Source organism: Kitasatospora sp. NPDC022856 (genome assembly GCF_055561235.1).
Window position 1 is genome coordinate 279,259 of sequence record NZ_JBVHHE010000008.1, and the last position, 12,538, is coordinate 291,796.

A 12,538-nucleotide genomic window follows, 5' to 3' on the forward strand; every position below is an offset into this window, starting at 1 on the left:
GGCGGACGCGCGTGCGGTCCTTCGAGGCCGGCCGCCAAGGGCGGCGGTGGCCTTCACCACCTTCCTGGGCGGGTGAAGGAACCCTGCTCAAGGCCGCCTGGACGAAGCATCTTGGCAGACTTTTGAGGAGCGGCACTAGGCTGGCACCGACTGATGGGTGGAGCAGCGCTGAGGACTGCGGAAGGCGTCGCGCCAGGCGTCGAAGGGGGTCCTCCCGAGCAACAGGAGCCGGTACCGTGACCAGTGGCACACCGGACCAGTCGGTGCCGGACTGGATCCCGCCGACCGGATCCTGGGCGTCGTCGGCGGCCAACCGCCGGAGCATGCTGGGCAACCGCAGCCGGGACACTCAGCCGGAGCTAGCGCTCAGGCGGCTCGTCCATGCGGCAGGACTGCGGTACCGCGTGGCGGCGAAGCCTCTGCAGGGGATGCGTCGCAGCGCGGACCTGGTATTCCGGTCCACACGGGTCGCGGTGTTCGTCGACGGCTGCTTCTGGCACGGGTGTCCGGAGCACTTCGTCCCGCCCAAGACGAATCCGGACTACTGGCGGGACAAGATCGGCCGCAACGTCCAACGCGACCGGGACACCGATGCCCGCCTCGCGGCCCAGGGCTGGCTCGTCCTGCGCTTCTGGGAACACGAGTCGGCGGAGGCCTGCGCGCCGACGGTGGTGGACAGCGTCCGCCAGCGGCGCGCAGGCGGCACCGTCAGCTGACCTTCCCCCGGTGCTGGGCGAAGTAGTCGTGGCGGGCGTGGTCCTGCTGGCCGATGAAGGCCTTGAACTCGCCGAGCTGGTAAGCCAGCTCGCCAGAACTGCGGGCTGCCTTCTCCACGTGGAAGTCCCGCTCGATGTGGGCGATGCGCCGCTCGATCTCCGGCACGGGCAGCTTCTTCCCGCCGGATCTGGCGATGAGGTCGGCGATCCTCTGGGCGGTGAGGGCCTTGTCCGGGTGGTGGCGCAGCAGAACGTAGACGGGGTCGAGGTCCGGGCGCCCCGACTCGACCGAGTCAGGGCGCTTCTTCTCCTTCCGCAGAGCGCTCGCGATCGCCCTGCCGAGAGCCTCCGCGACCGGCGGCGGGAAGGCGTTGCCGATCTGGCGGTAGACCGTGGTCTTACGACCTGGGAACTCCCAGTGGGCGTTCTCGCCGCACCAGCCCTGGATCCGGGCGACCATGGCCGTGGTCAGCCTCGGAATGTGGTCGCCGTCCTTCTCAGGGCCCGGGGCGGTGTCCGCGACGCCCATCCCGTCGACCCCCAGTTTCAGCCAGGCGGCCTTGGCCCTGGTCGGGCCTAGGTCCGCGCCGCCGTGCTTTTTGGAGCCTCCGACGATGGTGGGGGCGATTGCCGAGGCCTTCTTGGCCCAGGCCTCCACGTGTTCAGCAGCCCAGTCATTTGCTTCCATGAGGTCCTTGAGAAGCTCCCCCACGGTGGGGGCCGGCACCGTGGACGGTTCGGGCCACTGGAAGTACTCGGCGAACTCCTTCCGCAGGGCGACCAGGACGAACCGCGGCCGCAGCTGGGAGACCCCGAACTGGTGTGCCTCCAGCAGGCGCCACTCACCGACGTATCCGGCATCGTGGAGCAGCTCGAGGATGTGCTGCCGGTAGGCGGAGAAGCGGTTGCCGCTCAGACCCTTGACGTTCTCGAGCAGCAGGGCCTTCGGCTGGATGTCCCTGCACAGGTGCACGGCCCAGGCGAACAGGTCGCGCTCGTCGGTAGCACCGAGCTGGTTGCCGGCGATGCTGAAGGGGGGGCAGGGGACGCCTCCTGCGAGGAGGTCGACATCCTTGTGCGCAGCGTGATCCCAGAGTGACTCATCGGCCACGTCCCCGACCCGGACGACGGACTCGGCCTCGCGATCAGCGTCCTCGGGACTGGAGCCCTCCTCCTTCAGGAGCCGGGCGAGGTTGTGGCGGAGGGTCTTCGCGGCGTTCTCGTCGAGCTCAAGGGCGAGCTTGTGCCTGAACCCGGCGTTGTGCAGGCCGAGGGACTGACCGCCCGCGCCCGCACAGATCTCGACCACCTCAAGGCGCTCAGATGCCATGAGACCTCCTCTCGGTGGCGCCGCACTCAGGGCGGACGCCGACGTGTTCCTCTGTCATCAGCAGCAGTCTGCTCGCTACTGCCGGTGACAGCCGTGCCAGCACTAGCCCGGGCCGGCTCATCCGGTAGCCGCGGCAGCTCTACGAGCAGGCGCTGCCAGTAGAACCAGAAGCGTAGGCGACAGCACTGACACCGCCCAAACGCCGGACCCGCGTGGACAAGGCCGTCTCAGTCGTGGTCGGGGCGTCCTGCTGTCCCAGCCCTGCGCTCCCGGGCAAGATCGAAGGAGTGTACGAAGGATGCCTGTGTCGTAGTCACGAGGGTGGGGAGCCCGTCGCGGCGACTCCGCTCCGTAATTGCGCCTTGACGGGTTTCACTTGCCTCGACAGGATAGGGAGCCCGCAGCCGGGAGGGACGGAAGAAGCGTGGGCCAGGCAGATCTACCACTGGTGGAGCAGTTCAGATCCTGGATCCTCCCCGACGGCGGTGCGCGCGAGGCTGACCGGAAGGCGTTCTTCGAGGACGCTGTCGTCGTGCTCGACACCAACGTGCTCCTCAGCCTCTACGAGTACAACCCTGCTGTGCGGAACCAGGTCCTGGCGGCTCTCAAGCAGATCTCCGAGCACCTCTGGCTGCCCTACCAGGTGGGGCAGGAGTTCGTGCGCGGTCGGCGCCGCGTGATCATCGCGCGCAGCAAGGAGCTCGGCGGTGCCGCGGTCGTCATCGACCGACACCTGCAGCAGGCCTACAAGGCTGTCGAGGCTGCCAGTGGCCACGTGAAGCACTTGCTGAAGAAGTATGCCAACGACGATGCTGCGCAGAGCATTCTGGATGCAACGGTCAACCAGGCGACGTTCAAATCCCTGCTGGCCGAGTGGCAGGACCTCCTGAAGGGGCATGCCAAGCGGCTGAAGTCCGACCACGACCTCCTGCCTTCCGCTGTCGAGTCGGACGATCCGGTCCTGCCGGAGGTCGCAGCGCTGTTCGGGGACCGTATCGCGCCGCCGACGGATTATGCGGTGGTGCAGCAACGGCTGGAGGAGGCCGTCTCCTTTCGGTTCCCGAATGAGATCCCGCCAGGATTCGCTGACGCCGGGAAGGGGAAGCCGCTGGACCAGGTGGGCGACTACCTCGTCTGGGCTGAAATCCTGGACATGGCAGCCGATCCCGAGGTGAAGCGGGTCCTGTTCGTATCCGCTGATACGAAGAAGGACTGGTACGAGGAGCTCGACGGCAAGGACGCTAAGCGCCCGTGGCCGCAGCTTTTCGAGGAAATTCGGCAGAGGACGGGGGCAGAGCTCCGTATCGAGCAGCCGGGGCAGTTCTTCCAAGGCGTCGAGGAGTTCCTCGCACCGACAATCGAGCTCACCACTGCCACCTACGACGAGATCGACCGGGCTGCGGAGGCGGTTGCGCAGCGCAGCACCGAGGGCCTTCCTGCGGTAAGGGACGACAATGCCCACGCCGCCGTGCCGCCGGACGGGCTAGCCGTTGAGGCGTACCGGGCAGCAGGGCTCACCACGAGGGCGGCTCGGCAGTTCGCGGAGTCGGAGCGCCGCCGCCACTTCCAGTGGTGGCTGATCGGGGCGACGGCCGAACTCGGCTTCCGGGCTCCCGCCGACGAAGAGCCGCTGGTCGATGTCTGTGCGGCGGTCCGGTCGAAGGTCCGGCCGGCACCGGAGTGGCACCCGGGAACGGTGCTGGCACAGGGCGAGTGGCCCTACCGGAGCGACACCTGGGTGGCCCCGTGGTTCGTGCAGCTGGTGCGCGAGCTCGGCGAGACCGACCGGTTGCCGCTGCAGCGCCTGGCTGCGCGACAGGTGCAGTCGAGGGCCTGACCGCCAGTGCCTACCTCGACAGATCGCAATAGGCCGCTCCACTGACGGTGTGAGCCCAGTGACCGACCTCAAACACGGAGCCCGCAGAAGATGGCGCACAGGCCGATCGATATCACTCCCAACCCGCAGGTGCTCGTGGCGCTCACCCGCACCCCGATCCTGCCGATCGACGCGCTGAGCGAGCTCATCGACAACGCCGTCGACTCCTTCCGGACCGCAGCCACCTCGGGGGCTCCGTCGGCGGTACGCCAGGTGATCATCGAAGTCCCAGGGCCTGCCGAGGTCGCCCGGGCCGAAGGGATGATCCGCGTACGCGACACCGGACCGGGTCTCACCGAGAGCCAGATCGCCAACTCGATGCGGGCGGGCTACACCTCAAAGAACCACTACGACACCCTCGGCCTGTTCGGCATGGGCTTCAACATCGCGACCGGGAAGCTCGGGCGCATCACGCGGGTCATCTCCGCACGCGCGGAGGACGACCACGCGGTCCAGGTCACCCTCGACCTGCCGGAGCTCATGCAGTCCCAGACCTTCTCGGCTAGGGCCGAGCAGATCGAGAAGCCGGCGGGCCTGCGCCACGGGACAGTGGTCGAGATCCGGAGCTGGTGGCCGGACGGCGACGCCAACAGCGGCTTCATCCGAGAGCTCGCGAAGATGTCGAAGAAGACCTTGCGCAGTCGGCTCGGGAGGCGGTACGCCAGCCTGCTGCGACCGGGGGCGGCAGACCCGGTGGTGATCACCGTCAACAACGAGCGCTGCCAGCCGTACGAACACTGCGTGTGGTCGCCGGAACGCTTCGTCGAACGGCGAGCCCACGGCAAGATCCCCGCTCGTATCAGTTTCGACCAGGTGATCAGCAGCGCTCGGCGCTGCCTTCACGACGGCACGGACTTCGGAGACCAGGGTGCCTGCCCGCGGTGTGGAGGCGTGGAGAGCCGGGAGATAAACCACCGGGTACACGGGTGGGTCGGCATCCAGCGCTTCGACGACCAGAACGACTTCGGGATCGACCTGATCCGCAATGGGCGGGCCATCCGCCAGGCGGAGAAGACGGCGTTCTTCGAGTTCTCCGATGAGACCACCGGGCGTGCTGAGCGCGAGTACCCCGTGGACCAGCAGTACGGCCGGATCGTCGGTGAGGTCCACCTCGACCAGGTGCCGGTGGACTTCCAGAAGCAGCACTTCCAGCAGGCCTCGGACGAGTGGCAGGAAGCCATCGGGTTCCTGCGAGGCGGCTCGCTGCTGCCGAACAACTGGAATGACGGCGTGGTGAACGAATCGCCTGTGTCGCTGCTCTTCCAGGGCTACCGCAAGGTCCGCAACTTCGGTCGCGGGGACATGTACATGGGTCAGTACAACCCCGCCAAGGGCAAGGCTGACCGGATCCCCCGCAGTGTCGAAGCCGACTACTACCAGCGCTTCCTCGACCGGGTGCCCGGCTACTACGACGACGCCAAGTGGTGGGAGCTCGTCGAGGCGGCCGGGGAGCCGCCGATCCAGGTGCTCCCGGAATGTGCGGAGTGCGGTTTCCAGAACACGTCGACGGCCGAGGAGTGCGGGGGCTGTGGGGAGGTGCTCGACGGCAAGCCGTGCCTGGACACCGGATGCGGCAAGCAGATCCTGCGCTCGGCGACGGTCTGCCTGCACTGCGGCACCTCCCAGGTGCCCAAGGTGCAGCTGCCGTGGAAGTGCACCTTCTGTGCACTGGAGAACAAGGCGGGCGCCGAGCGGTGCGAGGCATGCGGGCATGTCAAGGACGCCCCCCATCCAGCCAGTCCCGAGGCTCTGGACGCGGTGTCCTCCGACGCCGAGGAGCTCAGCGCGGACCAGGTGGCTGTCGTACTGGCGGACGGGAAGGCGAGCAGCCCGCTCGACGTCCGCGTCCGTACAGCGCACCGGCCGATCCTCCCGGCCTTCGGGCAGGCCGCCGTTCCGCTCGTCACACGCGCAGACACCCGGCAGATCACCGTCTACATCGATCCGACCCACACGGTGTTCACGGCGATGGGGCTGAGGCCCGAGTACCTGATCGCGACCGAGGCCGCCCAGTTCTTGCACTCCCTCCACCGCAACCTGCAGAGCCGTCCCGGACACACGGTGGCGGTCCTCACCGCGGAGGTCCTCAGGAAGGGGTGGGGGGACGCGGTCACAGACAGCGCTGACAGTGTCCGGACCGCGATCAAGGCTCTCTTCGACCAGATTACGGAGAGGATCCTGCGGGCTCCGTACGCGGACAGCTTCTATGACGAACTGGATGCCGGCCAACAGCTGGCGCTTGCCGATTCCATGATCAAGTCAGGGGCGGAGCTCACGGAGCTCGGGCGCCTCAGGGCTACCGGGGGCTATCTCCGTTACTGCGACCGGGAGACGGTCACTGCCTTCTTCGCCCACCATGCCGAAGGCTGGTTCAGCGGCCTGGTGTGGGAGGATCCGTGGCCCAGCGAGCAGGAGGCGGGGCCGGTGATCGCCGGGAAGCTGCAGGAGGACCTTCGGGTGAAGTACCTGCGCTGCCTGGAGGACTGCGCTTCGTACCTCCGCTACGACCAGCCGGAGCGGCTGATCGTCGTCCGGGCACGTGCGGCCGTCGACTTCCTGGTCGGAAAGCTCGCATGACCCAGCGCATTGTCACCGACCTCAATCTGGCCGGGACCGGTTGGCAGTCCTTCGAGCGGACCGTTCAGCGTCTGATCACGGCACGCGGTTACTCGGGGGTCCAGCTGGCCGGCGCCTCCGGCGATGGCGGAGCCGATGTGATCGGCAGCCTCAAGGGGAGGCGATGGCTGTTCCAGATGAAGCGGTGGCGGTCCCCGGTGGGGCCCGAGGTCATCGCGCAGACCGTCGACGCCTGTCGGCGCTACGACGCGGAAATCCCTGTCGTGGTCAGCTTGAACGGGTTCGAGGCCTCAGTCAGAGCCCAGCAGGAGCAGCTCGCGGCGAAGGGTATCCCCCTGCAGCTGTGGGACCGGCGCACACTCCAGCGGCAGGCGGACCGTATTCCGGAGACTCCGCCCGCGCTGCAGGATCCGCAGCGCCTCCAGCTCCGCCCTTACCAGGGGCGGGCTGTCGACGGACTGATGGACGAGCTGGTGAACGGCGCCCGCAGTGCGCTCATCGTCCTCGCGACCGGGCTCGGCAAGACCTTCGTGGCTGCCGAGTTCCACCGGCGTGCCCGTGCCCTGCGGCCCGGGGCGAGAACGCTGGTCCTCGCGCACCGCAATGAGCTCGTGTACCAGCTGGAGCGGGCCTTCTGGCCGCTGCTCCCGGCCTCGGCGGCCACCGGGGTGTGGAACGGCTACGAGCGCCCGGACAAGGACGCCCTCAACGACCTGGACGTCGTGTTCGCCTGCGTGGACAGTGTCGCTACTGCCGTCAGGGCTGGACGGGACCTGCCCCACTTCGGGCTCGTCGTGGTCGACGAGTGCCACCATCTCGGCACCGCCGCCTACGACGCGGTGCTCGGCGAGCTGTCGGCCGCCGACGGGGGGGCGTTCCTCCTGGGGATGACCGCGACGCCCTGGCGGCCCGACGGGAAGTCCCTACGGAACTGGTTCGACTTCCCAGTCGTGGATATCGACATGGTGCGCGGACTCCGTGAGGGGTACCTAGCCAACGTCGACTACCGGATGTTCACCGACAATATCGACTGGGACGCACTCGCGGCCGGGCTCAGCAAGACCGCGCCCGCGCTCACCCCCCGTGGTATCAACCGCACTGTCTTCATCGACGAGTGGGACGACGCAGTCGTCGACCGCCTCGCCGAGGCGTGGGCCGAGCAGAAGAAGCCCAGGGGCATCGTCTTCTGCGGGACAATCGACCACGCGGAGCGGATGGCAGGTCGGATCAACGCGCTCGGGTTCACTAGCGCCGAGGTGATCGCGTCCCGGACGGCACAGGGCAAGGCGGTGGACGCGGCCACCCGGAACCGTGTCCTCTGGGACTTTGCCGACGGCCGTACCGGCATCCTGTGCGCGGTGGACGTCCTCAACGAAGGGGTGGACGTCCCTGACGTCAACATCGTCGTCTTCCAGCGGGTGACTCACAGCCGACGGATCTTCGTCCAGCAGCTCGGCCGTGGACTCCGTCTGGCTCCCGGCAAGGAGAGGGTGGTCGTCCTCGACTTCGTCTCCGACATCCGCCGTTTTGCCGCTGGCCTGAGCCTGCAGGAGTCGCTCAGCGCCCGTATCGGTGCCGCTCGCGACCCCCGGGTGACCATCGGCAGTCAGGTCAGGTTCATGCGGGCCAACCGCACGGACCAGGAAGGCGAGCAGTTCCTCCGTGAATGGCTCGACGACCTCGGGGCGGTCGAGGATGCCGGGGAGGATGTGCACATCCTTCGCTACCCGCCTGACAGCTCGATCACGGCTGCGTCGAAACGATAGGACTGGTGAACGTGACAGACCGCCGACCCGACCCCGCGTCAGACTGGCACCGGCTCAAGCCGGACACGCTCCTTGCGGTTCAGGGCGTCCTCGGCCTGCTTGAGAAGGAGGATGCCGACGCCCAGAACCTGCTGGACGCGTACCTCTACGCGAAGCGTCTGCTGGCTGAGTCGATGCAGGCCCTTGTACGGACCGCTCTTCCTGAGGCGTGCAGCACCTTCTCGGACCTCCGTACGCAGCTTGCCGAGCGTATGGCCGAGGAGTACGGCGAACGGATCCCGCAGCGCTACCTGACCGTCCCCTACGGCAGCCGGACCCATGAGGAGCTGTTCGCCATGCTCCTGCAGCGGATACGGCAGCCGGTGGGCGCTGCCCTCCTGCGGGTGGTTACGGGGGACTCTGTACACACCGAGCGCCGTACCCGTGAGCTGCGGGAGTTGGGCCTCGACATCGTCACCAGCCGTGAGGGCGGAGGCGATGTCTACACGCTCAGGTCGCTCGATCTCGACATCTCGCTGATCCCGACGATCATCATCAACAACCTCCGGGACAAGAAGGCGCCTGCCCGTGAGAAGGAGGCGGTCTTGGCGTTGCTCCCGCAAGCCGCTGGCTGACCCCCGACCCGCCAGTGGAAGGCTGATGGCGTTCTCAGCGTGGTCCGGCCTGCCGCCGTCGGCCTGGCGGACCGGGCCCGCCAGGTGCTGCCTTGGAGCCGAATCCCGAGCTTGCTCAAGCCTCCAGAGCGGTTTCCGCAGTCGGGGTCTGCAGCGCGATGCTCGCCTTTCTGCCCCCGGCGGAGCCCAGTCCCCGCGACGACCTCCGCCGGGGGGAGTCAGCCCGGAAGCCGGGCAGGAAGGTGAGCGTGCCAGTGCTCCGCCTGGCCGGTAGCCAAGGCTGATGCGGGGGCCGGCCATCGATGGCTGTCGGGGATCGGCGTCAGTCCTAGCCCCGTCAGCCATCGTTAGGGCCATAGCGCCCTTCACGCTGGATCCGCTGTTCGGTCGGCGTTGGTGTGCCAGAGCGGGCCGCCGAGGCCGAGGCGCGGTCGAGCGCTCCCGCACCCGCTCCGCCTCGTCTTCCTGGGCCGCGTGACGCCAGTGGCAGCGTCAGGTGGTGCTCGGGCTGTGCGGAGCGCTCGGGGGGCCTTCATTTTCGGTATCCCCCGTGGGCGGCGCCGCGGAGCAGACAATCGGCACATCGCGACGGCCGCCAAGACAGGCGTGTAGCGCTGGTTAACCAGCGCTCGACCAGCCAGGCGTTCGCCCTGGGTGATGAGTTCGGTCGCCGACCAGGCATGTCCGTGTCGTCCTGCAGGGCTTCTCCAACGGCTGCGGCACCCGCAGCCGGGTGCCACCGTCCGCCCCGGAGCACCCGCCCCGGGGCGGACGCGCGTGCGGGCGGCGGGAGGTTACGGCCAGACCAGGCAGTACAGCTGGTGGCCGGCGTCGTGCAGGCGGTTGGCGAAGCCCTGCCACTCGTGCAGCTATTGGTTGCCGGAAACCGGTGACCTGCGGGTTCGTCGCCAAAGCGCCGCTGACCAGCGAAAACTACCTTCAGTGGTTGACGCTGGTCAGCGGCGCTTTTCACCCTCATGTGCCCTGGATGTGCCCTCGTTTCGCATCGGTTTTCGGTGCCTTGCGTCGCGTTGGCGGGAGCTCGTTGCACCGTGGTGCGAGTGCTGGCGTCCTGCATCGGCTCAAGCCAGTGCGGCGACCGTCTGTTGTGCCAACGCCGCGATGGCGACCAGGCCAGGTATACCGCCGCAGTGCTGGTACACCGAGCTCATGAGGACCCGTAGTCCGACAGGATCCTCGCTGGCCAGGTGAAGGCGTTGCTCGACAGCGGAGATTTCCTCGAGGCAGGCTTGCGGCTGTGCCAGCTGTGTGGCGTGCCGCTCGACGGCTTCGCGCAGCTGCTGCAGCTGCTGCCGTGCTTCGTCGACTGCTCCGTCGCTAGTGGCGGCCACGTGCTGGCTCTGGGTGGTGTTCTGTGCGCCTGGCGCATTCTGGATGTTGCCCATGATGTTGCCCCCGGCGCTTATCCCGCCGTGGGCGGGAGATGGGTTTTGGCGGGGCTCGCGGCGGAAGGGCATCATGCCTCCTGGCTCTGGAAGGTGCCAGCGGCACCGGGGGCGTTCTGGATGTTGCCGGTGATGTCGCCGCCGGCCATGACGCCGAAGTTGTAGATGGCCATGGCCTGCGCTTGGTAGGAGCGGGTGTCGATGTGGTGATTTCCGAGGAACGCCTCGACCGTGTCGAAGACCCTGCGCTGCATCATCTGCACGTAACGGCGGGCGTCCTCGTACATGTGCATCTCGTCGATGTACCGCGTCGAGTAGACCTCGCGGAGGCTCACCGGGCCACCTTGGTCCAGCGTGGGCTTCAGCGCGATACGCGTGGAGATGAGACGGTTCGCAGCCTTCAGCAGGTCGAACAGGGCTTGGAGCCAGGCGAGCCGCTGCCACCGCCACGACAGTGGGGAGAGCGGGCTTGCCCATGCCGCGAGTGCGCTGTTGAGCGGGGCCATGAGATGCGGGCGAACGGTGACCCTGAGGAAGCCGCTCTCGTAGGCGAAGTTGACCAGGATCGAGGCGGCCATCTCCCCACCCCACGAGACGATGCGCGCCCACAGATAGCGCCGGGCTACGTAAGGCCCTGGCCCTCCATCAGGGCGCCCGGCGGCGAGGGACTCCATGCTCTGCCAGGTCGGGTCGTCGAGTCCACCCCACCGTTTGGCGGAGACAGCGGCAACACCCAGCACCTCGATGTTGGCGAACGGGTGCCCCGGTGAGTGCGACGGAGCGGGGTCGATGAGGCGGGCGGCCACGAAGTCGTGGAGCTCCTCCACCGTGAAGTTCCTGAAGGCGTTGGCGGTGCTCTGCTGGCCCGATTCGACCAGCTTCTCCATCTGCACTGGGATGAGGATCGTCTCGGTCCCCTCGTCCTGCTCAGGCTCCTTCGGTGGACGCTTCGGCGCCGGCTCGACATCGATGCCGATCGACGCGGTGGACCAGACCAAGCGCCCAGCCCCGATGAAGTGCTCCTTCGGAACGGGCTTGCCTCGCCACTCCCGGCTGTATGGGAGGGCCCAGGACTGGAGACGTCTGCCCATGAAGTGCGCCGTTCCGGCGGGCCGTGGGCTGCGGCCCGCCATGAACTCCGATGGCCTCATCCGGTAGAGCAGCTGTTGAGCAGCGAGTCGGTCGAGGTAGAAGGCCAGCCACATGCCGATGGCTGCAAGCCCGGCGGCCCATTCCACTGACACCAAGCGCAGCAGGCCGAGGCCGATTCCGGGGGTCGCCAGAAGCGCGATCAAGGGCCGTCTCAGGTAGCGGAGGCGCTGCGCGAGAAGACAGTGGCCCAGTACCAGGGACTCGTCGTATCCGAAGGACGGCAGGGGCCGGCCGGCCACAACACGTCGACGGACCCAGCTGACGTAGTCCTCACCGACCAGTACCTGTGGCTCTCCCTCGTCCTCACCACCAGTGCTGCCCTTCCCCCGACCTCCGCTGATCTTCGCCAACAGGCGGGTGGCGAGACCGGTCAGGTGGTCGTGCCGCACATAGGCGATCGCCGAGAGCCTGCGGGTCACCTCCGAAAGTCCCGGAGCAAACGTGTGCATGGATGCTGATCCAACCGGGACACCTGGTCCGTCGCTCAGCTGGTCGGCGCCGTCCCCCGCCCCTGACCCGCCGAATCGTCCGGCGGAAGTGGTTGTTGCCGACCATCCCCCTGACGCCATCCGGTCACCCCCCGAAGCCAGATGATCACAGAAAATATCGCGGGATGACCGTACCAAGCACTGGTGGGTCGTAGCCGCCGAACGAGCAAACAGTCCGTGCTCGTGCGGTTGCAGCAGCGGATCGATAGGGAACAAGTGGCCGCCGGACTGGTCAGCGACCTGCGTGTGTCGTCCCGGCCGCCCCGACTGTCCGGCAGATGGGTCCGGAGTCGGCGCCGTGCAATACCCCACCGGGAACGGAATCTGCAGCCCAGGCAATGTACCTGCCGGGCGACGTGCGTCAGCACGGTTTCCCAATCTAGATCCAGTTGCTCGGCGGTCGCTGCGAGAGTCGGAAACAGGTCGATTCCCGCTACCTACTGACTTCGGCGCTTCAGGGTGATGGCGGTGGGAGGTCGAGGGAGAGGCCGGCCCCGGTGAGGAAGCCGTCGAGGATATCGGGGCGGTACTGGAGCCGTTTGAGCCGGTTGCGGAGGAGGGCTTCGAGGCGGTCGACGGCGACCGAGGACAGGTTGGCCAGGCTGCGCTTGAC

Annotated in this window: 8 protein-coding genes and 1 pseudogene; 5 read left to right on the plus strand and 4 right to left on the minus strand. The window is 67.6% G+C overall.

What is annotated here, in order from left to right; genetic code table 11:
* Positions 1-263 precede the first annotated feature (263 nt).
* Positions 264-716, plus strand: a complete 453-nt coding sequence (locus ACZ34W_RS12950; protein ID WP_329492148.1) for a very short patch repair endonuclease — start codon at positions 264-266, stop codon at positions 714-716.
* On the opposite strand, the gene ACZ34W_RS12955 is transcribed toward ACZ34W_RS12950, so the two are convergent.
* Positions 709-2,046, minus strand: a complete 1,338-nt coding sequence (locus tag ACZ34W_RS12955) for a DNA cytosine methyltransferase (RefSeq protein ID WP_465603626.1) — start codon at positions 2,044-2,046, stop codon at positions 709-711. The genes ACZ34W_RS12950 and ACZ34W_RS12955 overlap by 8 nt on opposite strands.
* Before the next feature lie 424 nt (positions 2,047-2,470).
* Here ACZ34W_RS12955 and ACZ34W_RS12960 point away from each other — a divergent pair, with 424 nt between their 5' ends.
* The 4 genes from ACZ34W_RS12960 (at position 2,471) to ACZ34W_RS12975 (ending at position 8,879) form a co-directional block, all read left to right on the plus strand.
* On the plus strand, positions 2,471-3,883 hold the full coding sequence (locus ACZ34W_RS12960) for a PIN-like domain-containing protein (protein ID WP_329488264.1): 1,413 nt from the start codon (positions 2,471-2,473) through the stop codon (positions 3,881-3,883).
* Positions 3,884-3,973: 90 nt separating this feature from the next.
* Positions 3,974-6,499: an ATP-binding protein gene (locus ACZ34W_RS12965; protein ID WP_465603629.1), complete on the plus strand. Its 2,526-nt coding sequence runs from the start codon at positions 3,974-3,976 to the stop codon at positions 6,497-6,499.
* Entirely contained in the window at positions 6,496-8,265 is a 1,770-nt protein-coding gene (locus tag ACZ34W_RS12970; protein WP_329488262.1) for a DEAD/DEAH box helicase family protein, read from the plus strand. The genes ACZ34W_RS12965 and ACZ34W_RS12970 overlap by 4 nt, the downstream gene beginning before the upstream one ends.
* Positions 8,266-8,270: 5 nt before the next feature.
* The gene (locus ACZ34W_RS12975; RefSeq protein ID WP_329488260.1) at positions 8,271-8,879 is read left to right on the plus strand and encodes a hypothetical protein; all 609 of its coding nucleotides are present in this window, start codon (positions 8,271-8,273) and stop codon (positions 8,877-8,879) included.
* A gap of 1,082 nt (positions 8,880-9,961) precedes the next feature.
* Here ACZ34W_RS12975 and ACZ34W_RS12980 read toward each other — a convergent pair.
* From ACZ34W_RS12980 to ACZ34W_RS12990, 3 genes and pseudogenes are all read right to left on the minus strand, one after another.
* On the minus strand, positions 9,962-10,285 hold the full coding sequence (locus ACZ34W_RS12980) for a hypothetical protein (protein ID WP_465603632.1): 324 nt from the start codon (positions 10,283-10,285) through the stop codon (positions 9,962-9,964).
* A gap of 71 nt (positions 10,286-10,356) precedes the next feature.
* The gene (locus tag ACZ34W_RS12985) at positions 10,357-11,856 is read right to left on the minus strand and encodes a hypothetical protein (RefSeq protein ID WP_465603634.1); all 1,500 of its coding nucleotides are present in this window, start codon (positions 11,854-11,856) and stop codon (positions 10,357-10,359) included.
* Between the two features lie 523 nt (positions 11,857-12,379).
* A pseudogene (locus ACZ34W_RS12990) lies at positions 12,380-12,538 on the minus strand (IS630 family transposase); the annotation flags it as partial.